Here is a 25442-nt window from a genome sequence, read left to right on the forward strand (position 1 = left end):
AATTCTACTGAAAATGAATCTTCATTTTTAAATTATGAGGAAAAATGAATGTGGATTATTGGGTAAGAATTAAAAAATTTCGAATTACTTAATTCTGCTTTTTTCGTTATCTATACTTGTATTTTCTTTTTCTTGTTTAGAGACTTTATCTCCAAAATTATACGTAAAAGATACTCTAAGCTGTCTTGAATTGGTTAACGTTTTGTAGTCTGCATTTGTATTGACCAGATTGTTGATTACCCCCTTGTTGATGTAGGTTCTAAAAACATCTGTACAAACTACTTTTAATAAACTTCTGCTGGAAAGTTTTTTACTCAGCGTTATATCCAGAAACCAATACGGATCTGTTGTAAACTGAGCAACATATGCTTTGCCTACATAGCGGCCAAAAAGCTCAATGTTGTAATCGTTCTTTAGTTTTATTTGCAATACGGGATCAATTCTGAAATTATAACCATACGTATGCAATTTGCCCTCAAAGAAATTACTTTTAGTATCTGTATAAGATAATTGCGCATTGCCGCTAAAGGTTAACCAGCTGCTAAGATTAAAAGTAGAGCTAACACTAAGATTAGTGACTTTCGTGTTTCCTATATTTCCGGGTACGCTGTAATATATGTTGTTTACAATTTCTATCGTTTCCTGAATCTGATCGTCAATTTTACTGTATGCTAAACTAACATTCAGGAGACTTTTATGTCCGTATGACGCTTCTATAGAATTAGTTATAGAAGGTTTCAGATAGGGATTTCCTTTATAGAATGTTACTTTATCTACCTGAATAACAACTGGATTTAGATCCTGATAAAAAGGTCTGTCGATTCTTTTTCCGTAATTAATTCCGATCGTATTATTTGCCAGCGAATCTAATTTATAAGAAAAATATAACGTCGGGAAAAAATTATCATAATCTGTTTTATTCTTGGTTCTGGGTTTTATTTCGTTTCCTAACTGATCACCTTCAATTTTTACGGTTTCATATCTAAGCCCGAGCTGCATAGAAAGTCTTTCAAAACTTGTGTTTGAACTAACATATAATGCTGTAATATTTTCTTTGTATAAAAACTTATTGTTCTGATTGAGGTTTGGAGTTGTAATGTCATTTACGATATCAAAATAAGTACTTTCATTATCTGTTTTAATATAACTATGTTTAAATCCTGTCTGAAAATTTGTTTTTTTAGTAATCTGATTAGAGTAGTCTAACTTTCCAGCATAGATATTTACATTAGAAGTTGAACCTCCTACGAGCATATCCGAATAATTTTTGTTTACATCCGGAAAAAGAATCGAGTTTTTGTATCTCTGATAAGGATCTGAATCGTACAGTAAGTAATCTAAATTGGCACTAATGTCACTCTTTTCATTAAATTTATGATTGACGTTTAGATTTATGCCGCTGTTAATGAATTTATTATCTGAATTTCCTATTGTTTTTATAATCGAATCATTAATTTGGGCTGAATTGTTAATGTAATTTCGGCTGTCATCTTTATCGTTTCCGTTCCAGATCAAACCATTCGTAGAAATTCCGATCACCGTATTTTTTGAAAGATTATAATCGGCCCCAAACTTTATGTTCGTCAGGATACCATCTCCAACATTATTCGTTTCCTGTCTGCTGATACTGCCAGTATCGGTATAATCTCTATTGATATAAAGATCCTGAAAGCGCTTTTTGTAAGCAATGTTTCCTGTCAAAAATATATTATAATTCTCTTTTTTCTTGTTTAAATTAAAAGTGGTATTGTACTCTGTAAATTTGTGTTGTCTTACACCCAAAACAATGCTTCCGTTTTCTCCTTCTTTTTTACTTTTTTTAAGTTTGATGTTGATGACTCCGCCATTTCCTGCTGCTTCATATTTAGCAGGCGGATTGGTCATGATTTCGATTTTATCTATGTTATCCGAAGATAGTCCACTTAAAAAACTTTCCAGTTGAGCGCCTGATAAATACGTTGGGCGGTCATCAATAAAAATGGTTGCATTTGCTTTTCCGTTTAAACTTACAACGCCCTGATCACTTATAGTTGTTCCGGGAGCTTTTTTTAATAATTCTAAAGCTGTTATTCCGGTATTAGATTCAAGAGCATCTACATTCAAAATAGTGCGGTCGATTTTGCTTTCGATAAACTTTTTTTGTTTGTATACAATTACTTCGTTTAAACTTTCTTTTTTTATCGATTTAAGTATATCTATACGCGACAATACTTTTTGTTCGTCTTCTTTTAAAGTAATAATTTCCGTCTTAAACGTATTATAGTCGTCATGGACGATTTTAATTTTATAAGTACCGCTTTTCAGGTTTTTAAAACTAAAATCTCCTTTATCCTGAGATAGTTCACTTTTTATCAGCATTTCCTGTTTATCATTCATCAAAAGAATTGTCGCAAAAATAACGGGCTCTTTATTCTCTGCATCAATAACGTTTCCTGAAATTGATGCATTCGAATTTTGTGCATACATTGGATTATACAGAAAAATAAGCAGGCATAACAAAGTGATATAATGTATAGGCATATAATTATATTTCATTATTTTTTAAATATATTGAATAAAATCCCTGTGAGAATGCAATGAAGCAAACTCAGAATCTATTAGGTTGATAAAATTTAAAGGATATAAAGGATGAGGCTTTGAAAGTAGTGAACTATATATCAAGCGCTATTAAGGAGTATACTAAAAAAAAGAAGCTTTAGTACAGAATAAAGACTTTGGTTATTATGCTTTATAATTTTTGCAAATGTTCCAGTCTGTGTGGTTCTTGATATATTGTTTTTTATATCTCAAATGTACCTCTTGTGTTTGCGCAACTCCGTTTATTATAAACTCTTTATTGTTAAGAATATAGGACAAATCACTAGCGTTTGTAGTTACCAGTTTTTCTTTTAAAATTTGATTGCTGATATCATTAATTAGTTTTGTCATACTTTTTTCATTAGGAGATCCTTTTATAGATTTTCCGGTAATGCCCGTAATAGTCAATTGATTTTCTGCTTTCTCCTTTTGATTGCTTTGGGCCATGCATCCACCCGAGATAAAAATCAGGGAAGCAGCAATTAATGCTTTAGTCTTTTTCATAATGTATTAATTTTAGAAGTATTATTTTAGAAGTATTATTTTAGAAGTATTATTTTAGAAGTATTATTTTAGAAGTATTATTTTAGAAGTATTATTTTAGAAGTATTCCTGAAAGGATTATTACTTTTTTACTTTAAAATTATAGCAGATACGCCAATCACTCTTTTTTATGTATTTGCTTTGGTATTTATCAAAAATATGCGAAGGCTGAGTTTTTCCGTTAATAACTAACTGATTATCATCTAACATAAATGATAAGTCTTTATCATTGGTTATAATAAGCTCTTCATCAATCATCTGATCGATCATTACATTTAAGGTCGATACTATTTTCTCACCTTCCTTTTCAGACATAACATTAGCCGTAATTCCTGTAATGGTATAATAATCTTTATCTTTTGAACTTTTTTCCGTTTCATTTATTGAAGTTTCAGGCAAAAAATTAAATGTATTACGAATTTTTAACTGACTAAATGCACCTATTAGCAGGACAAAAAGAAATACTCCGAAAAGATGAAATTTTGTAAAATTAACTTTGCTGATATCGTTTTGATCTTCTAATAAAATTCTTTCCACTCTTTCTAATAATACTTCACGATTACCCGAAAAACCTAATGATAAAGCCGGATTTTCTATGTCTATTGCAGCACAATAATACAATGCGCTTATATAGTCTTTTTTGTTATGGGTAATTTCTAATACTGCATCATCACAACATTTTTCTCTTTCATTTTTAATGAGATTAGAAAACCAGATAAATGGCAGATTGAAAAAGAAAATAGCTTCTAAGAAATTCTGAATCAAGTTTACAATGGAATCATACCTTTTTATGTGCATCAATTCATGATAAATTACGACTTCGAGCTGATCTTGAGACAATCCTGTTGTAAGTTGAATTGGCACTAAAACAATTGGTCTGAAAAAGCCCAAAACAACCGGTGAACTGATGGTAGATGAAAGATATACTTTGATTTTTTTTTTGATTCCTACTTTGTCACAAAACTGTAGTATTTTTTGATTCCAGTCTCCGTTTAGTTCTATTTTGTTTTTGATAATGAGTCTTTTTATATTCCGAACTCCACAAAATAATTTAATCATTTTATAACAAAATATCAAACACCATACTAAGGTTATTTCTAAAGCAAAATCATACATTCTTACATATAGATTCTCTAAAAACAAGAATACTTTTGAAATTTGAATGGGTTGAGAACTTAAATTTTCTGTATTATGAGCCAAATCAGGCAACAGAATGTATTTGTTACTATTAATTCCTTGGTAAGCAGTACTTAAATGACTAATTCCAAAAAACAGAATTATAGCAACAAATACAAACAACATTAATACTAATACATTATATCTTATCTGCGCTTTAAAATGCGAAGTAAAATGCATAAAAATATAAGCTGCAACTGCCAATAGAATACCAAATACAAAAGAGCTTATAAATATGTCGAGTAGTGTTTTATAAAAAGCTTCCATTTTCTCCTATTTAAGTTTATTCCATTTTATCTAATAAATCCTTAATCTTTGACAGTTCTTCTTTTGAAGTTTTTTTGTTTCCCAAAAGCTGGATCATCAAATTTTCTACAGAACCGTCAAATATTCTGTTTAAGAATTTTTCAAGCAAAAAAGTTTTGGTTTCTTCCTGGTTTTCGACTACATAATATACATGCTGCATATTGCTTTTATCTCTGGACAAAATACCTTTGTCATTCATAATCTGCATTAGCTTTAGTGTCGTAGTATATTTTACAGGGCGTTCTTCATTTAATTTATCATTTACAAAACGAACGCTTGATCCACCGTATTTCCAAAGAATGCTCAGGATTTCTATTTCTGACTTAGTTAGTTCATTATCTTTACTTTCCATGACTTTTGTATTTTGCTTTACCAAAGGTACGTTTTTTTTCGTACCTACAGCATTCTTAAAAAAAAAATCACATTTATAGTTATTTTTTTTAAACGCCCTTACTTTACGATAGTTCAGCATTCTTAAAATGAAGTAATTGTTATTTAAGGCTGGCACAATCGTTAAAACTGGTATCAAAAATTTCAATCAGCCGCTCTACATTATTATGTATAAAAAAATGGTGCCCTTTTAATACATAAGGTTTAAACTCAGAGAGCGTATGTTTTTTCCAGTTGTTAATCTGATCTACATATTTTTCCAAATTTCCCATTACAGCTACAATAGGAGCATTGACAATAATGTTTTCGGCATAAAAATGCTCTTCAACAATTTCAAAATCTGCTCTGAGTATGGGTATGACAAAATCTAATAACTCATCGCTTTGTAATAATTCTTCGGGTAATCCTCCTAATTCATTGAGCATTGCGATAAAATCGGCTCTTTCTAAATCAGATCTTTTCGTTCTTGGTATAAGTCCTGGTCCGGCGTTTCCACTTACAATAAGACATTGCGGCGGCGTATTGTTTTTTTCTAATAAATCTGTAACTCCTAATCCTAAAGATGACCCTAAACTATGTCCATAAATAATAAAAGGCTCTCCGTTAAGTTTATCCGTTATTTGAGAAAAAATATCATTAATAGCCTCTTTATAAGAAGTTAATAATTTTTCTTTCACCCTTTTTCCTCTGCCGGGAAGTTCTACCGGTACCATTTCAAAATCGATATAATGAGACCTTAAGAATTCAAAAGAATAGATACTCCCTCCCGCAAAGTGCAATAAGAATAGTTGTTTTTTTTTCATTTTAATATTTGTATTATTTGTTAGTAAAACCTTGTTTTATAAACTAAAACAAGGTTTTACATCAATTAATTTACCAATGGCTTTAAATTAATTGTCTACTAATTCACTTTTTAACTCATAATCATATAGCAATTCTTTTTCTCCAAATAATCTTTCAGCGATAATTCCATTTTCTTTACAGCTGTTTATTAATCTGTTTGATTCTATGATTGCCAAAGATTCCTCCGTATATTTGATACTGCTTATAAATTCTAACCAGGGCTCCATTCCCATTGCGTAGACATAAGCTTCTTTTGGTTTAAAAATATCAACCAATGATAAGCCTCTGTCGCTGTCGCAACCTGCCAGACGCCTTGACTGATCGTCTTCTCTATTAATATTTTCGGTCATTAAGCAGCCATAAAGCCAGCTCAAAGGTGCACCTGCGCATTCCATACCTAAAAACAATACATCTACATCTCCTTTAACACGCTGAATGTGTTCGTATAATCGAGGCTCCATAACACGTGAATCTGCTACAAACAAAAAGCTTAATTCATTGATGGCAACGTGGTAACAAGATTTTGCCCTGATATTAAGATCACTATGCTCACCCGTAAACGGAAGTCCTGTAATGATACAGTTTTCAAATTTTATTTCTTCCATTTCATCTATTTCGATGACATTTTTAAATCCGATACTTTGAAACGCCAGTTTGATACTCGGATCCTGAAGTGCGCCACTTGTTGTTACGGGAACTATGATGTTTTTAATTTTATGTCTAAGCGGTAAAAGTGTTTCTAATACAATATGATCCTGATGATTGTGTGTAATCAAAACATAATCAATAACGTCTGGCAGGTCAATATCAGAGAAATGTTCTACTGTAGATTCATAGCCATAATAACTGATTAAAGGATCTACAAGAATACTCACATTTTTGGTTTCTATCAAAATACAGGCATGTCCCAAATAACGCATTCTCGCTTTGTCTCCGGTATATTTTTTATACGTTGGATGTTCTTTTTTGGTGAAAAAAGTTTTGAACAATTCCATTTGATCTTCTGTAACGCCCAATTCTTCTGCAACGTCTTCAATAGATCCCGGATTTCTTTTCATTCTGCTTAAGGTATCAATTCCTTTATGATCAAACGGAATATCTAACTGCAATACTTTAGGATCTTCTAATTGTGGTGTACTTAAACAAAACGGACGTTCGTCATTTAAGGTTTCCCACAAAGAAATAGACTGCGATTGTTTAGAATAAAAAGGGCTGCTGTACAATAACGATTCAAAAAAACGAAACGAAACGTTGTTATTTAAATCATAAACCAGTTCTACATACCCTTTTAAAATCTCCGGAACATCTTTATACAAAGGTTCAAGAGAAGCTCCTTTAGCTTTGGTTTTTAGCATTCTATCTAATTCTTTTATGGCATCAGATAATGCTATGGCGTTTGCTTGTTTTTCAAGAATTTCGGCTTTTAGTTCCTTTACTTCCTCTACTCTTCTTGTTTCATAATCCATAAAAGGGCCACCCAGCATTTTAGGATTTTTAACTGCTGCTTCGTGAATCATTGGCGCCTGAATATAAGAGTTCATTATTTTTAAATGTCTCTCGACAATATTCATTGCTGCCGTTGCAGGCGATATTAAATGTGTCCATGCATACCATTTATCTACTAATGGTCCAATAATAACGTTCGGTTTAAAATAATACTGATCTTGACTTTCCATTGTTTTTATGATTTATTTTTAAAATTTGATTTGTGATTAAATGGTTTCTATACTCGTTTTTTTGTAAATACTTCTAAATAATTCGCGATAGCTTTCAAAATTTTGCTCAGAAACAGCATCCCAGTGCGTACCCAATAGATAATGATGTTTAAAATCTCCGTTGGTGTAATCTTGCCAATTCTGCATGTTGCCTTTATATTTATTGTCGGTTGCCTCAAAGACATAAATATTGCTTGAAATTTTTCCTTCAAGCTGGTACTGGTTATTAAGCACTAAATTGTTTTTTAAGAAAGCCAGCGTACGTTTCTCTTGCTCTTCATCCAGCTTTATGACCTTTTTATATTCTGCAAGCAACCAGTTGGCCTGATGATCCATGTTTTGCAACTCGAGCTGATCTGCTTCTACAGTAGTAGGCCTGTCTACCAGAATTAAATCTATGTTGCTATAGTATTTTTCTAGTTCTCTTACTATTTCAAAGGCAATGGCTGCTCCCATAGAATAACCCAAAACTATAAAGGGCTCGTGGGTTTGGCGATTTTTGATTTCGTCGAGAAAAGATTTTGCCATTTCTTTAATTGATAAAGAGAATTCTTCTCCGTGTTCTAAACCTTGATACTGGAATCCGACTGAGTCAAATTCGTTGCTTAAAACTTTAGCCAAAGGATGATACAAGATTGAACTGCCTGTTAATGGCGGAATGAAATAGATTATATTTTTACGGTTATTAATCTGTAAGTCTATTAATAATGAATTTGATTTTTCTTTATCAGATGCCAGTCTTTTTATGGTTGGTCTGTTATAAATGTCTTTTATAGAAAAATCCAAACCAATTTTTCTTTTTAGCATAGACTGCAATTTGATGGCTCGTAAACTATGACCTCCTATTTCAAAAAAGTTAGCTGTAACGCTTATTTCTTCTTTAGATAAAATTTCTTTCCATATTTGAAGAATCTTTTTTTCTACATCATTTTCAGGTTTTACTATTTCAACAGTCTGTCCTTCTGAATCTGTAGAAATGGCCAGTAATTTTTTTCTGTCGAGTTTTCCATTTAGCGTAAGCGGCAGTGTTTCTAGTTTCACAAAATGATTCGGAACCATATATTCAGGAAGTTTCTTTTTTAAAGTTCCTTTAATTCCTTTTACATCCAATTCCTGATTACTTACTATATAAGCAACAAGATCTATCTCATTTGATGCCGATTTTCTGGCTAATACCGTTGCAGAATCCAACGTTTCGATTTCTAATAAACATTGTTCAATTTCTCCCAGCTCAATTCTAAATCCTCTTATTTTAAGCTGATTGTCGTTTCTTCCTGCATAAATGATATTTCCGTCAGAAGTCCATTTTCCTATATCTCCGGTTTTATACATTTTTTCGCCGGGAGCAAAAGGGTTTGCTACAAATTTTTCTGCTGTTAATTCCGGACGGTTGAGATATCCTCTTGCTAATCCGGTTCCTGCTAAATAAATTTCGCCTGAACATCCGATAGGAACAAGATTATTATTTGCGTCTAAAATGTAAATCGAAGTATTCCAGACCGGTTTACCAATTGGGATAACAGTATCCTGTTTTGAGGTGGTATAATAGGTCACATCAATAGAAGCTTCTGTTGGTCCATATAAATTTTGTATTGGCGTTTCCAGTTTTTCATACCATTTTTTAACAGTATTTAATTGTAAAGCTTCTCCACTGGTAATAACCTGTTTTAAACTGCTTAGGTTACTAAAATCATACGCTTCATAGAATAAACTGTCTATGAAAACATCCAGCATACTTGGTACAAAATGCAGACAAGTCACTTTATGATTTTTTATTAAAGTTTCTATATTTTGAGGAATACTAACATCTTCATCAGAACATAATACCATTTTGGTTCCCCAGCACAATGGCATAAAAATTTCCCAAACCGAAACATCAAAAGTGAATGTTGTTTTCTGTAAAATAACATCCTGATTGGTGTAATCAAATGCTTCCCACATCCACTGAATTCTGTTTACAACTCCACTGTGTTCCAATATACATCCTTTAGGGTTTCCTGTAGAGCCTGATGTATAAAGTACATAAGCAACATCTGTAGGTTTATTGATTAATGTCAGATTCTCATTTGAATAATTTTCGGCTACGGCCTGAAATTCCCCAAGCACTTTTGCATCTATAATTAAGGCACTCGCACTGTCCTGAACTATGTAATCAATACGATCCTGAGGATGTTTAGGATCTATTGGCACATAAGCACCGCCTATTTTGTGTATCGCTAAAATGGCTGTAATCATCCACTCACTTCTTGGTAATGCTACGGCTATTAAGTCGTTTGCACCCAAAGTATAATTGGCTTTCAGATAATGTGCTAATTGATTTGATTTTTCATTTAGTTCAGCGAAAGTGAATTCTTTTTGTTGAAATACCAAAGCAATTTTATCAGGCGTATTTTTTACCTGTTTTATAAATAATTCTCCCAATGTTGTTTCTGAAGGAAATTCATGCTTGGTATCATTAAATTCATGCAGCAAAGTATGTTTTTCTTTTGCGCCTAAATAATCTACTGATTTCAGTAATTGGTGTGGAGAAGCGATAAAGGATCGTAATATCGAAAAGTATAAATCATTTACCTGTTCTACTGTTAATCCTGATTTTAGTATTTTGGTTAACGAAAGACTTGCGTGATACAGATCACCTGTTGTGTTTACATTAAAATCTAGAAATGTATTTGTTTTATTGGCTCCTATTAACGAAACGCTTTCTTCTTCTTTATCGGGATTGCTGTTTTCTTTTATTTCGCTTTTTATCTTATTGTAAGTATAAAAATCGACATAGTTAAAATAAACATCAAAAAACGGATTCTCATTACTTTGCTGATTATCAGACAAACTTGCTATTTGTAATAAACTAAGTCTTTCGTATTTTTTAAGTGCGATTAATTTATGCTGAACTTCAAGGATAAAATCTTTTACGGTTACCTCATAATTAATAGCAAAACGAAGCGGAATGGTATTTAAAAAACATCCTAGAATTTTATCTCCATCTTCGCAGCTTGGCCTGTTGTTGGTTACTAAACCTGTCACAACATCCGGATCAGCATTTAAAATACTTAACATATACAAGTAAGCGCTCAAGGAAACCTCTTTTACGGTTGTACCGGAATTAGATGCCAGCAATTTTAATTCACTTACTTCATTTTCAGACAATATGTTTCCGTAAATACTGCTTACAGGCGTATTGGTAAAGATGTTGAGTTTGCTTGAATCTTGTAATTCTTCTTTCCAAAATGACTGAATTTCAGTATCTTTTTTATCGATTTCGTGTTCGATTACATAGTTTTTATAACTGGCTTTTATTTTTTCAGGTTTGAATGTAATATCTTCTAAAAGATTCAGATATAAGTTATTTAATTCTGTTAAAAGCATCGAATCACTCCAGCCGTCAATAATAGCGTGATGACATTGAGAAACAAAAACAATCATATCATCACCAATATTAAAAGCGGCCATTCTGAATAAAGGTATGCTAGTCAAATCAAACGGTTTTGCTAATTCTGACTGAAGAAATGCGCCAATAACCTGTTCTTTTTCTTTCAGAGAATCCAGATGAGATAAATTCTGGTAAACTACAGGAATCTCAATATTTTTATACACGATTTGAACTTCCTGCTCATAATCATGCATGTTAAAACCTGTTCTTAGAATCTCATGCTTGTTCACCATTAATTGCATCGCCAATCTGAAAACCGAAATATCAAAATTGACGAACTGTCTCTGATTAATGATTTGATCGTGATAAATACTCGTTCCTTCATACAATAAGGATTCGTAAACCATTCCTTTCTGAATGTCACTCATTGGGTACAAATCTTCTATAGCCTCCGATTTGTTTTGATCCAAAGATTCTAAAACACTATTTTTGATAGCATCAATATAGTTTACAACATCTTTTCTGGCCTCTGTACTTTCTGCTTTTCTGCTATCAAGCGATTTTTTATTATGGATGATAAAATCAGCTAATTTTGAGATGTTAGCGTAGGTATAAACATCTGAAATACTGATTTCTAGCCGCATTTCGTTATAAATACCGTTAACAATTTTTAATACCTTAATTGAGTCACCTCCTAAATCAAAGAACCGATCGTTTACGCCTATTTTTTCTTTGTCCAAAACAGTTTGCCAAATATTGACTAAGGCAATTTCTTCTTCGGTTTGTGGCGCTACGTAATCTTCTCCGGTTCTGTTATCGCTATCACCAATTTCCAGTAATGCTTTAGTATCAATTTTTCCGTTTGGTGTTGCAGGAAAACCAGACAACGTAATAAAGTGAGCAGGAACGGCATAACCTGGCAGTAAATCTTTCAGGTAATTTTTTAGATCTGAAGTATTTAATGCTTCGTCTGCAACCAAATAAGCATACAATTCATTATCGCCAGATTTGTTTTCTTTTGTTAAAACCACAGCAGATTGTATAAAGCCAGATTGCTCGATAGCATATTGTACTTCGTTTAATTCGATACGATATCCTCTTACTTTTACCTGATTGTCTTTTCGTCCAAGAAATTCAATTTCTCCTTCTGAATTCCATCTTCCTAAATCGCCGGTTTTGTACATAAGTCCCGATTTCTGAAACGGATCTTTTACAAATTTTTGATTCGTTAATTCCGAATTGTTCAAATATCCTTTGGTAACGCCATTACCGCCAATGTGCAATTCACCAATTACGCCTACGGGAACCAAATCTTCTTTATCGTTTAAAATATAAATATGCGTATTGGCAATTGGTTTTCCGATGGTTGCTGTTACTGGTTTTCCTTCTTCGTATTTGTGAACACTACTCCAAACCGAACATTCAGTAGGACCATATTCATTAAATAACTGACAGCCTGATTGCCCTATTTTACTTTTAAAATGATCTTCAATTAAACTTATCGGGCAGGTTTCTCCAGCTACTGTAACTTCTTCCAGAGCAGTTTCTTTGCCTTGTAAAGCCATTAAAAGCAATTTATAATAAGAAGGAACCGTTAATAAATGGCTAACTTTTTCAGCAACAATATAATCAGCAATAAAGTTTACATTCGCAATATTGGCATTAGTCGTTATGGCTAATTTCCCTCCGTTTGTTAACGTGCTGAATATTCCTGCTACCGAACTGTCAAAAGCAAAAGATGACAATAATAAGAAACATTTTATAGGAACATATACGTCATTTCTTGGTGCTAACGAATGCTGTAAATTAGCATGTGTTACTATAACTCCTTTTGGATTTCCTGTAGATCCTGACGTATAAATAATATAAGCCAAGTGTTCCGGTAAAACATTTATTTCTGAATTGGTTACTGAATTTGTTAAAGTATCCATCTGCAAATCCATTGCAAATATTTCTCCCTGATAATACGCTAAATCAAAAATATAATCAGATTGCGTCAACAGTACTTTTACGTTGGTATCTTTTAGAATAAATTCTTTTCTTGAAACCGGATAATCAGGATCTATAGGCACATAGGCAGCTCCTGCTTTTAATATTCCTAAAATCCCAATAAACATCAGCTCCGAGCGATCCATCATTATACCCACAAAATCATTAGGTTCTATCGTATAATTTTCAAGTAAAAAATGAGCCAGCTGATTCGAGCGTTCGTGTAATTCAAGATAAGTAATCTGAGTTCCTTCAAAAGCAATTGCTATTGCTTCAGGATTTTTGTTCACCTGATCGTTTACCATTTCTATGACCGTTTTTGATTGGTCATAGTCCATTTGTTTCGAATTAAAACTTAGTAAATGCTGTTTTTCTTCTTCAGATAACCATTTTACTTCTTCTATTGGCAATTCTGTATCCTGCAATAAAGCAGCCAATAAATGTTCAAGATGGCTGGCAAATTGTTCAATTCTTTCTGAATCAAATACATCACTATTATAAATAATACTTGTCGCTAATCCATTTTCAGATTCAACAAAATTAAATACCAAATCAAATACGCTAGACTGAGGCAATTCGCCCTGGTAAGCCGTAACAGCTAAGTTTTTTAATTCTGTATTAGCAGTATCCTGATTATTCTGAACAATAACCTGCACATCAAATAATGGATTACGACTCATATCCCTTGTAATATTCAGGGATGAAACTAATTCATCAAAAGGATATAACTGGTGTTCGTGAGCGCCTAAAACAACTTCTTTTACTTTAGCTAAAACTGTTTTGAAAGTATCATTTTTCAAAAAAATGGTTCTCAAAGCCAGTGTATTGACATAAAAACCAATTTGGTTTTCTAAATCGGCGTGGTCTCTGCCCGCTATTGGACTTCCTATTGTAATATCTTCCTGCTTGGTGTAATGGTAAAACAATACATTAACCGCACTTAACAATCCCATAAACAAAGTGGTTTCTTCTGTTTTAAGGAATTCTGCCAATTTATTACTTAGTTCGGCTGAAATTATTTTATTATAAACGCCTCCATTATATGTTTTTGTAATTGGGCGCTGTTTTCCTCCGGATAAATCTAAAACAGGCAAATCTCCTTTAAACTGATTTATCCAATAACCTTTATGAAATTCTAATCTGGAATCGCTTAACTCTTTAAGTTGCCATGATGAATAATCCTTGTACTGAACATTTAGCGGAGTCAATGTTACTGATCCTCCGGTTAGGAGTGTATTGTACAGGTATAATAATTCATTTACAATTATACCTAAAGACCAGCCATCACTAATAATGTGATGAATGACATTGCTAAAAACCCAACGATTATCGGATATTCTGTAGATATTTGCTTTGAATAATTTTCCTGAAGATAAATCAAACGGAGCTATTAAATCTTCAGACAGATATTTATCAAGAACTAATTTCTCTGTTCCTCTCAAATCTATATTTTTTATGGTAAAAGAAACATTTTCAGGCTCAGTAACATACTGAAGTATTTCTCTGTTAGCATCTTCTTTAAAGCTTGTTCGCAGGATTTCATGACGCTTGATCAATTGTATAAATGCTTCTTCTAAAATACGAACATTTAAATCGCCTTCAAAAACATAAGCTCCAGACATGTTGTAGGCAATATTTGCGGCCTGATGCTGGCTCAATATCCATAAACGGCGTTGCATAAGTGATAACGGATAGCCATTTTGTTTGGTCAATACGGGAATTTTGCTGTAGCCTGAATGTTGTGCTTCGGCTATTAATTTGCATTGAGATTGCAGACTGGCATGAACAAATAAATCCTTTAGTTTCAGTTTTACCTGAAATTCTTTGTGAATTTTGCTAATTAATTTAGTCGCTTTTAAACTATGCCCGCCTATATCAAAAAAGTTGTCCTCCAACCCTACTTTTGAAATGCCTAAAACTTCTTCCCATAGTTTAGCCAAAGATTTTTCAAATGCTGTAGCAGGTTCTGTATACTCTTCTCTTTTATCAAAATTTATTGATTCCGGTAAAGGCAATTTAGATCTGTCTACTTTTCCATTTACATTTAATGGAAAAATATCAAGCACTTCCAGATAATTAGGTACCATATAATAGGGCAGACGTTCTGAAAGCCATTGCTTTAAATTTGAAATATTTACTGGCGTATTTACGGTAATGTAAGCAACCAGTACCTTTTCATTTTCATTGTCCTGATGAACCATCACCAATGAAGAATTTACAGCTTCGTGCTGTGATAATACACTTTCGATTTCTCCTAATTCTATTCTGTAACCACGTAATTTTATTTGGTTGTCTTTTCTGCCTAAAAACTCTACGGTTCCATCTTTAAGCCATCTTCCTAAATCTCCGGTTTTGTATAAACGCTCGTTTCCTTTAAAAATATGTGATACAAATTTTTCGCGGGTTAGTTTTGGCTGATTAAGATATCCTCTCGATAATCCGGCACCACCTAAACAAATTTCGCCCATTACTCCTTTTGGTACCAGATTATCATTTTTATCAAGTATATAAACGGTACTATTCGTTATCGGTTTACCGATAGGAATATTGGTATTATTTAAAATTCCTATTTTATGAGTCAAAGAAAAAGTCGTGTTTTCAGTTGGTCCATATCCGTTTATGATTTCCAGGTGCGGATAAGAACGCTGTAATCGATCAATATGCGTAAAAGATAGTTTATCTCCTCCCGCCAGTATTGTATCTAATCCTTCAAACAATTCTATATTATCATCTATAATCTGATTTAATAATCCCACTGTAAACCACATGATCGTGATTCCTTCTTCTTTGATTATTTTTGATAATTCATGAGGAGACAGTAAGGTGTTTTCATCACACAAAACTAATTTTCCGCCATTAAGTAACATGCTCCAATATTCAAAAGTTGTCGCATCAAACGAAAATGAACCTGTGGATAACAGCGCTTCTTTTCCTGTTAGCTGAACGTAATTATTTTCTTTTACCAAACGAATTACTCCGCCATGTTCTATCAACGCTCCTTTAGGAACTCCCGTAGAACCAGAAGTATACATAACGTAAGCCAGATGAGATGGACTTAACGGACTACTTGTTTTAACATCCGAATATTCAGCCTGCACATTCAAAAAATTAGCAATCTCTTCCTCTGTTATAACCAATTTACATTTGGTATCTTCTAAAATAAACTGAATTCTACTTTCCGGATAATCTGAAGCTATTGGCACATAAGCACATTTCGCTTTTAAAATGGCTAAAATTGCTATAATCTGCCATTCGTTTTTTTGTAATAAAATGGCAATAAAATCTTCATTATCTAATAGATATTGTTTTTCTAAGTAATTAGACAATTGATTTGAAAGAGCATCTAATTCTAAATAGGTAAAAGAAACATCTTTATAAACCAGCGCTGTATTTTGAGGCGTTTTTTGTACTTGTTCTCTAAAAAAGCTTACAATAGAACCCGTGTCCGGATACTGTTTTTCTGTATTATTGAAATTTTCCAGGAGTTCAAATTGTTCTTCAGAATCCAGACAATTGATCGATTTTATTTCTTCTGAAGGATTTTTGAGAACTTCAACCAACAGGTTTTCTAAATGATATAAAAGTGTCGAAGCGGTTTCTTTTGAAAAAATATCCATGTTATACTCTAATTCAACCGTTAATGATGCTGCTTTTTCTACAAATGTAAAAGTCAAATCATATTTACTAACTCTTCTGTCAAGAAACTCATTATACGATAAATCATCTGCCTTTTGATTGAGTTGATTTTCATTTTGTACCGAGATCATAACATCAAATAGCGGACTACGGCTTAGATCTCTTTTCACGTTTAGATTATCCAATAATTCATCAAAAGGATAATTCTGATTTTCTATAGCATTCAGGGTGCTAATTTTATTTTGCTGAAAAATTTCTTTAAAAGAATTATCTGCTTCCAATTGCGTTCTAAGCGCCACTGTATTGACATAAAAACCTATTTGATCTGCCAAATCTTTGTGTGTTCTGCCAGAAACCGGACTTCCAATAATAAAGTCTTCCTGTTCTGTATATTTATGCAGTAATACATTTAAAATACTAAGACAACCCATAAACAACGTACCTTCCTGCTCCTGGCAAAAAGACTTAAATCGCTGAATTAAAAGAGTTTCTATAGTACGTTTTACAACACTTCCGTTGTAAGTCATAATAGCCGGACGTGGATTGTCTCCAAAATGAGCAAGCGTTGGTAAATCGCCTTCAAGATTGGTTAGCCAATAATTTTTTTCTTTATCAAATTCTTTATCGGCTAATCGCTGCTGCTGCCATACTGCATAATCTTTGTAATGAATTTTTAATGGAAGACCTGAAACGAATTCGTCTTTTCTTCTAAGAATATAATTGTTCAGTAATTCATTAATCATAATATCCATCGACCATCCATCACTAATAATGTGGTGCATATTATATGAAAATACCCATTTATTATCTGTAACTCTTACCAGAACTCCTTTAAAAAGAGGCCCTTTTTCAAGATCAAAAATGGTGTTTTTTACTTCTGCCAGAATTTCATTTAACTTAACCTCATCATTATCAACATCAATCTGCTGGAAAGGAAATTCAAAATCTTCAGCAGCTATTACAAACTGTCTGACATCTTCATTATCTAAAGACTTAAAAACAGTTCTTAAAATCTCGTGACGGTTAAACAAATCCTGAGTCGCCAGCATAAATGCATTGACATTTAATACTTCTTCAATAACCTGCAGACCTGGAATATTGTATGAGAAATTTGCCGTATCAATCTGACTTAGAACCCACAATCTTTTTTGAGATGACGATAACGGATAATGTTCGCTCTTTGGTGCAACGGGAATTTGATTTTTCTCATTGGCCTTATCCTTAGTGTATTTACCAATCAGATTGATTAAATCTTCTTTTTTTGTTTTAATTTCAATTAGTAATTCTTCATCTAAAACACCTTTGGGAGCTTTAATATCAAGTTGCCCGTCTGTTACTTTTACAGTAACATTAAGTTTTTTAAGCTTTGTAAATAAATCGTAGCCCATAATTATGTTTTTTGGTTTACACTGAATTTTATTGTTAGATAAATTTTAATTTATGCGTTAATGCTTATCAAATAATTATTTGATATCAGGCATTCTGTTGTTTGATTTTATAATTTTCGAGAAAAAATACAAGATTGATTAGCTGCTGAATTTTTATAGATTCAACCTCATCAGCATATCATCGTAGTTCAATAATTTTTCGATCTCAATAGAAAAAGATTCTATGGTGAGATTGTGCAATAAGGTTAAAGAGGTAGGTTCTATATCAAACTTTTTATAAATCTCATTTTTCATTTTTGCCAGTTTCAGGCTATTTCCGCCAAGAAAAAAGAAATTATCCTTTACACTTATTTCTTCCAGCATTAATAACTTTTTCCAGATTTCAGTAAGTTCGCCTTCGGTTTCATTTCTTGGTGCAAAAAACGTATTTTGAGTCGTTACTTTATCATTCTCCAGCAGGCGTAATTTTTTGGTATCTGTTTTTCCGTTTACCGTTACCGGAATTTCCTTTATGGTCACAAATTTTTCAGGAATCATATAGTCCGGCAAATAACTTCTTAGAAATTCTCTTAGTAAAACAAAATCTATTTTTTCATCAGTATTCAGATAAGCAGTAAGTTCTTTTTCTGCCTCTCTAGATTCATTCAGTAACAGAATCGCTTTTTTTACCGATAAATATTGTTCTAATACATTTTCAATTTCTTTTAAATCAATACGATAACCTCTTATTTTTATCTGACTGTTTTTTCTGCCTATATATTTTAAAGTTCCATCTGGCAGCCATTTTGCTAAATCACCCGTTTTATATAACAAAGATCCCATTTCCGGATCTACAGTATTCGGCACAAATACGCTAGCTGAAAGTACAGGATCGTTAAAATATCCTAAAGCAAGACCCCTACCTGCTATATAAAGTTCACCTACAGCACCTTCAGGCATTAACATTTTTTCTTCAGATAAAATATATAATCCTGTTTTATCAATTGGTTTTCCTATGCTTACGATATCTACTTCTTCTAAAAATTGCAAGCTCGAGATAATGGTTGTTTCTGTTGGTCCGTAAAGATTCCAGATTCCTTTGCCATTCAATTTTACCAATTTGTTTTTTAGCTGCTGATCCAGATCTTCTCCCGCAGCCAGAACAACAAGATTTTCTGTATTTTTCCAGCCTGTATCTAAAAGCATTTTCCATCTTGAAGGCGTAGTAAGCATATGACTTACTGTATTGTTTTTAAGAAATTTATTGAGATGGTAAATATCATTTGCTTCCTTTTCACTAGTCATTACAACCTGCCCTCCTGTGCCCAAAGGCAATAAAACTTCTAATAACGATATATCAAATATCAGAGGCGTCACGGCAACAAACTTTGTAGTATGATCTAATTCTAATTTCTGAATTAATGACCGTATTACATTTTCAAGTGCATCATGACTTATCATCACGCCTTTTGGTTTTCCTGTTGATCCCGAAGTAAACATTACATAAGCTAAATCCTGAGCGTTGATTTTTACGGCTTCGGTAGCATCTTCAATAATCGGGAAATTATAAATATCTATTTTTTCGATATCCGGCCAGAAAAGAGACATATGTTCTTCTTGAGATACCAGTAATTCAGGATTTATTTCTTCTATAATTTGATTAATTCTTCTTTTTGGGAAACTTGAATCTATAGGTAAAAAGGCAGCTCCGGTTAACATAATTCCTAGAACTCCCACCAATTGATCTACAGAACGATTTACACATAAAGGAATAATGATTCCTTTTTTTGCTCCTTTTAGCTTTAAATACCGGGCAAAGTTTTCAGATTTATGGTAAAGTTCTTCATAGGTTAAAGAACTATCAGCATCAGAAACTACAATATTGTTGGGGTATAAAAGAGCTTGTTCCCGAAAAAGTTGTATTATTGAATGCTCATTACTTTTAGCTGAAACTCCATTTTTAATTTCGTTAAAACTATCCTTCAATTGTGTAATTCTGGGTAACGCTTCAAGCACAGCTGTTTTATCTATACCAAAATCTACGAGACAGGCAATTTCGTCTACTCCTGATTGTACTGCTTTATTCAGTATCGAAAAACTACTTTCAATATTCCCGATAAGGCTGTTTTCTTTCAGGTATTTATTAACAGAAAACAGTAATAATTCTTCGACTGTTTTTGGGTTTATGCTTTCAATTAATTGGTCATTTCCATATTCTGAAGCCAATTTACCGCTCATTTCTAAAGACTTTAAAAGGTATTTTTTCATGGATGGTCTTGCTTTTTCGTGAGATTTTTCTATCGTTTCATCCAGAAAAGTATGCAGCATGAGAACTACCTTATCACCGTCTTTTTTATGATTGTTCTTTTTATAAGCCTTTCTGTAGACCGCAATTTTTTCTTCTAATTCGCTAAAATTGCCATTAAATAAGCCTGTCAAAATTCCTGCGCCAATTTCTCCTGCTTTTTCATAAGTTTCTGTAGATCCTCCACAGGCAATCCAGACAGGAAGCTCTTTTTGAATTGGTTTGGGTAATATCCTAAATGGTTTTTCTATAGTATCACTTCCTTTAAAATTTACCGAATCTCCTCTCCACAATGAGCGAACCGCTTTTATACTATCGAATAAAATATTTTTTCGATTATCAAAATTTTCAGGAAAGAAGACAAAATCATTTGGATTCCATCCTGAGGCAAAACAAAGACCTGCTCTTCCACCGGAAATATTATCAACTACAGACCATTCTTCTGCAATTCTTATCGGATGATGAAGTCCTGCAACGACGCTTCCAGCTCTTATACTTATATTTTGAGTTTTTGCTGCTATTGCTGCACCTAATACACTTGGGTTTGGGAAAGGTCCTCCAAATTCATTAAAATGACGCTCAGGTGTCCAGATAGCACTGTATCCATTATTATCTGCATAAACGGCTCCTTCCAATAATATCTGATATTGATTTTCTTCTGTTCCGGTGTTTCCAAAATAATAAAGACCGAAATCTAAAGTTCTACGATTATTACATAGTGATTTATCCTCTAAAATAGTATCTGATTCGTTTCTGCTCCAATCTAGTATCTTTTTGCGTTCCGAAGGATTCACGAACTCCATACGATTTATGGCAATAGCGTCATTTGCTAAAATTTGATCCATTAAATACTCTAAATGATCGCCTAAACGTTTTACTGTTTCTTCAAGATAGATTCCTAAATTATATTCTATTTCATAAAAGAGGCTGCCATCTTGTAATTCTGAAAAATTGAAAGTAAAGTCATAAGCCGCGTAACCTTCACGGTTTTTTGTAAATTCATTCACTTTTAATCCTCCCTGCAGAAAATCATCTTCTAAGGAATATGCATTAAAATTTTGCAGGATCACAAATACATCAAATATGGTGTTTCGACTCGGATCTCTTTCTGCATTAAGCTGATTTACTATTTCTTCAAAAGGATATTCTCTGTGTTCGTAGGCTTCAAAAGCACGCGCATTTACATTGTTAAATAATTCTTTAAAAGTATCATTTTCTAAAAAACGGGTTCTTAAAGCAATGGTGTCGGCATAAAATCCTACCTGATCTTCTAATTCAGAAAAATCCCTTCCGTATACCGGAAATCCCAAAATAATATCTTTCTGTCCGCTGTATTTATAAAACAATAAATTAAACAAAGTCATCAATCCCGTAAACAAAGTTCCGCCTTCGTTTCTGCAGTATGCTTTAAATTGTTTTGCTTTTTTTGCGTCAATATCGCGCCTTTGCATTCCTACTTCAGACTTTCTAACCGCTGGTCTGTTATAATCTTCCGGTAATTGCAGCAACGGTAATTCACCACCTAGCTGATTTAACCAATATGCTTTTTCTTTACTTAAATTTAAATCCTGAAGGCGTTTGCTTTTCCATACGGCTACATCTTTATATTGTAATCGAAGTCCCGGAAGCAAATTATTTATTTGCAAAACCTCTTCTTTGTAAAAAAAGAGTAAATCACGTATCAAAATATTTAATGATCTGCTATCGCAAATGATGTGATGTATAATAATAAAAAACAACCATTCATCAGTATCTAAACGTATTAGGGAAGCTTTAAAAATAGGACCGGTTTTTAAATTAAATGGTTTTCCTCTTTCTTCCTTTATCAAAGAGCTTAACCTTTGTTCTGATGTATCTTCGTTGGTAAAATCAATATGTTTTATAGAAAAATTTAATGCTTCTGCACTTTTGATCCATTGACTTATTTCTCCGTGGTCATTTTCTGCAAAAACAGTTCTAAGACTTTCATGTCTGACAATCAATTTATGACAGGCTTTATCGAGTGCCGTAACGTCTAAATTTCCTTTAAAGCTAAATGCTTTAAACATATTATAAGCATAATTATCTCCAGAATTTTGGCTTACAATCCATGATCTTGATTGCGATGGCGTTAAGGGATAATTATCCCAGTCTTTTGGTGCTAAAGATATTTTTTTCGTATTTGCGTTTTCCTGATTATCATCTTGTTTTAAGAAATCAATAATCTCAGATTTACGCTTTTTTATTTCCTGCATCGTAACAGTCGAAATTTCCTCAGTAGCATAGGAGATTTGTAAACTATCTTCAGATAATTCAATACTGATATTTTCTTCCGCTAAATAATTTAAAAATTGTAGTGTATCCATACATTAGGTTTCTATAATAGAATAGTAATCCAAAGAATGTTTTACTATTCTCTAGGTGAAAAATATGAGGCTAAATTTGTTAAAGATGACTTTTATAAGAGCATTACATTACATCAGATCATTTAAGAAACTGGTATTCTTACTGTTAAAGTACTAAATGATAATTGTTTTTATTTTTTGATATTGCTTGTTTTTAATTGCTTCGATGGTTTCTATAACTTCTCTAACTGAACTATGTTCCATAAAATCCATAAGCGATAATTCGATCTGCAATTCATTTTTAATTTTATTGAGGACTAACATTCCTTTAAGGGAATCACAGCCAATTTCAAAAAGATCTTTATCCAGATCTATTTTTTCTAACCCAAGAAACTCAATAAACACAGATTCAATAACGGCCGAAGTGTTCTTGTTTTTTTTGCTTGCGACAGGCGCTTTTACTTCCGTATTTATTTTTTCATTAGTCTTTTTAATGAAATTAAGACTTTCGGTTGCGAGATTAATAACATGTGGATATTGATTTTTTTCGAATTCATAAACGGGCAACGAAGTTATTGCCGGATGATTGGCATCATAATTTTTTTTCCAGTTTATATTTTCTCCTTCAAGCCAAAGTTTTTTTAGTGTGTTTTTTAAAATAAAAGACGCTTTTCCTGTTTTGTCTTTTGATGATAAAGAAATAGAAACATATTTTTCTTTTGTAAAATTCAAAACTGATGTTGTCTTTAAAAACGCTACTAAATTATTACTATCACCCATTTCGAGAATTACAGATGGATTTTGCTGAACAATTTCACTAAATGATTTTGGGGCATTAATGGCTAAACTTCTTCCATTTACCCAAAATTTTATCGGAGTTAAAATTCCTTCTTTTATAATAACATCTTTGGCCGCTTGTATAAAAGGAATTTGTGCCGCTTTTATGTTAATTTCCTTTTCATCATAAAGCATCATACTGATCACTTCTTCTATTTGTAATATGCCTGAAACACAAGCTGCCGTATATTCTCCTATTCCTGTACCAGAAGTAAAATCGATACATATTCCGTATGTTTTCAGGAGGTTTGCCAAAGTATAAGCTGATAATAATACAAATACTTTGGCAAGGACTTTATCTTCAGATTTGTTGAAAACAGTTGTTTCATTAATCCATTTTTTAAGATTAAAACCGCTTAGTTCCAGTGCAGCAATATACTTATCTATTTGATTTCTATAGTCTTCTTTTTCTTGATACAGATTTCTATAAAATTCGATATCATTATCGCTCATGTCAGGAAAAAATAAGAGTACTGTTTTTTTTTCTTCCGTAATTTTATTTACATTTTCTTTATCAATTAAAATATCTAAATGCATGATGAACTCTTCTCTCTTTTTGCAGGATATTGCAGCTCTGTAATCAAAATGTTTTCTTCCAGTTTGCAGGGTATAAGCCACTTCATTTAGTGAAATATCTTTCTGATTTTTTAAAAACGCTTTAAATTTTAAAAGATAGTTTTGAAGTGAATCCTTCGATCTGGCGGAAAAAAGAAAAAGTTCTGATACTTCTTTTTCCACATTTTTATTTTTTTCAGGAGCTTCTTCCAAAACCAAATGAACATTCGTACCTCCTATTCCAAAAGAACTTACTCCGGCTCTAAGAGGATTTTTATCTGTAGATTTCCATTCATGAACGTCTTTTTTTACATAAAAAGGACCTTCGCTAAAATTTATTTTAGGGTTTGGAGCACTAAAATTTATAGTTCCCGGAATCTGGCGATATTTAAGGCTAAGCGCTGTTTTTATAAGGCCTATAACTCCCGCGGCTGTATCGGTATGTCCTATATTATTTTTTACAGATCCAAGTAAACATTTATGATTTGTATCATTTTCAAAAGCCTTGTTTAATGCTTCTACTTCAATTGGGTCACCTAATGTTGTGCCTGTTCCGTGCGCTTCTACATAACTCACGCTATCAGCATCTATACCGGCAATTTTATGGGCCATTCTAATACATTCCATTTCTCCTTCAACACTTGGGGCTGTATAACCTACTTTTCTGTTGCCATCGTTATTGGCTGCACTTCCTTTAATTACCGCATAAATATGGTCATTATCTTTTACAGCATCTTCGAGTCTCTTGAGTATTACAATGCCCAAACCTTCACTGCCAATGGTTCCTGTTGCTCCTTTATCAAATGCCTTGCAATGTCCGTCTTTAGAATAAATTGATCCTTCTTTAAATTCATAACCTGCCTTATGCTCTAATACTAAAGAAACTCCTCCTGTTAAAGCTAATTTCGCTTCTCCAAATAAAAGTCCTCTGCAAGCCAAATGAATCGCAGAAAGCGAAGTTGAGCAAGCTGTATTAATGGAAAATGAGGGTCCTTTAAGATTTAGTTTATAAGAAGTTAAAGTAGGCAGATGATCTTTATTGGTAATAAAATCAAGTGTATGACTATCTAATTTCGTAACATCGTTATTGAGCATTATATGGGCTTTCCAAGGCGTATCATCTCCACTACCTACATAAATACTTATTTCTTCTTCTCCGTCTGGCGATGCATATCCGGCATCTTCCAAAGCTTCCCAAGCCGATTGAAGAAACATGCGATGTACAGGACTCATTATAGAAGCTTCGTAGGGCGTAAATCCAAAGAATGCCGCATCAAAATTGCCTTTATCCTCTAACTCTGCCACAACAGGAACATGCGTATTATTGTTGGATTCGTTGAAAATAAAACCTCTTTTGAAAAGTTCTTGTTCAGACAATTTAGTAATTGATTCTTCACCGTTTAAAAGATTATTCCAAAACGTTCTCCAGTCATTTGCTCCCGGTACACGACATGAAATTCCGATTATCGCAATTTCTAAACCTGTATTATTGTTTGCTGCCATATTAAA

General features: G+C 32.8%; 9 protein-coding genes. All 9 read right to left on the minus strand.

The window, feature by feature from the left end; genetic code table 11:
• Positions 1-84 precede the first annotated feature (84 nt).
• A complete protein-coding gene (locus EV143_RS11000) occupies positions 85-2535 on the minus strand; it encodes an outer membrane beta-barrel family protein (RefSeq protein ID WP_133507995.1) in 2451 nt (816 codons plus the stop codon).
• Positions 2536-2721: 186 nt separating this feature from the next.
• Entirely contained in the window at positions 2722-3081 is a 360-nt protein-coding gene (locus EV143_RS11005; RefSeq protein ID WP_133507996.1) for a hypothetical protein, read from the minus strand.
• Positions 3082-3201: 120 nt separating this feature from the next.
• Entirely contained in the window at positions 3202-4563 is a 1362-nt protein-coding gene (locus EV143_RS11010; RefSeq protein WP_133507997.1) for a M56 family metallopeptidase, read from the minus strand.
• A 16-nt stretch (positions 4564-4579) separates the two neighbouring features.
• Positions 4580-4954 carry a BlaI/MecI/CopY family transcriptional regulator gene (locus tag EV143_RS11015; protein ID WP_133507998.1) on the minus strand — a complete coding sequence of 125 codons (375 nt, stop codon included), beginning with the start codon at positions 4952-4954 and terminating at the stop codon, positions 4580-4582.
• 139 nt (positions 4955-5093) lie between these two features.
• Positions 5094-5795 carry a thioesterase II family protein gene (locus EV143_RS11020; protein ID WP_133507999.1) on the minus strand — a complete coding sequence of 234 codons (702 nt, stop codon included), beginning with the start codon at positions 5793-5795 and terminating at the stop codon, positions 5094-5096.
• An 87-nt stretch (positions 5796-5882) separates the two neighbouring features.
• The gene (locus EV143_RS11025) at positions 5883-7511 is read right to left on the minus strand and encodes an MBL fold metallo-hydrolase (RefSeq protein ID WP_133508000.1); all 1629 of its coding nucleotides are present in this window, start codon (positions 7509-7511) and stop codon (positions 5883-5885) included.
• 36 nt (positions 7512-7547) lie between these two features.
• Positions 7548-17933, minus strand: a complete 10386-nt coding sequence (locus tag EV143_RS11030) for a non-ribosomal peptide synthetase (RefSeq protein ID WP_133508001.1) — start codon at positions 17931-17933, stop codon at positions 7548-7550.
• Positions 17934-18086: 153 nt separating this feature from the next.
• Positions 18087-22562, minus strand: coding sequence for a non-ribosomal peptide synthetase (locus EV143_RS11035; protein WP_133508002.1), 4476 nt, complete (start codon positions 22560-22562; stop codon positions 18087-18089).
• Between the two features lie 153 nt (positions 22563-22715).
• Complete coding sequence (locus EV143_RS11040; RefSeq protein ID WP_133508003.1) at positions 22716-25436, minus strand: beta-ketoacyl synthase N-terminal-like domain-containing protein; 2721 nt, start codon at positions 25434-25436, stop codon at positions 22716-22718.
• Between the last annotated feature and the right edge of the window lie 6 nt (positions 25437-25442).

Origin of the sequence: Flavobacterium chryseum, assembly GCF_004362015.1 — a bacterium.
In the GTDB taxonomy this organism is placed as follows: domain Bacteria; phylum Bacteroidota; class Bacteroidia; order Flavobacteriales; family Flavobacteriaceae; genus Flavobacterium.

Bases quoted from the DNA above. Each gene is read 5' to 3' on its own strand.
- EV143_RS11000 (WP_133507995.1), bottom strand. From the start codon at position 2,535: ATGAAATATAATTATATGCCTATACATTATATCACTTTGTTATGCCTG.
- EV143_RS11005 (WP_133507996.1), bottom strand. From the start codon at position 3,081: ATGAAAAAGACTAAAGCATTAATTGCTGCTTCCCTGATTTTTATCTCG.
- EV143_RS11010 (WP_133507997.1), bottom strand. From the start codon at position 4,563: ATGGAAGCTTTTTATAAAACACTACTCGACATATTTATAAGCTCTTTT.
- EV143_RS11015 (WP_133507998.1), bottom strand. From the start codon at position 4,954: ATGGAAAGTAAAGATAATGAACTAACTAAGTCAGAAATAGAAATCCTG.
- EV143_RS11020 (WP_133507999.1), bottom strand. From the start codon at position 5,795: ATGAAAAAAAAACAACTATTCTTATTGCACTTTGCGGGAGGGAGTATC.
- EV143_RS11025 (WP_133508000.1), bottom strand. From the start codon at position 7,511: ATGGAAAGTCAAGATCAGTATTATTTTAAACCGAACGTTATTATTGGA.
- EV143_RS11030 (WP_133508001.1), bottom strand. From the start codon at position 17,933: ATGGGCTACGATTTATTTACAAAGCTTAAAAAACTTAATGTTACTGTA.
- EV143_RS11035 (WP_133508002.1), bottom strand. From the start codon at position 22,562: ATGGATACACTACAATTTTTAAATTATTTAGCGGAAGAAAATATCAGT.
- EV143_RS11040 (WP_133508003.1), bottom strand. From the start codon at position 25,436: ATGGCAGCAAACAATAATACAGGTTTAGAAATTGCGATAATCGGAATT.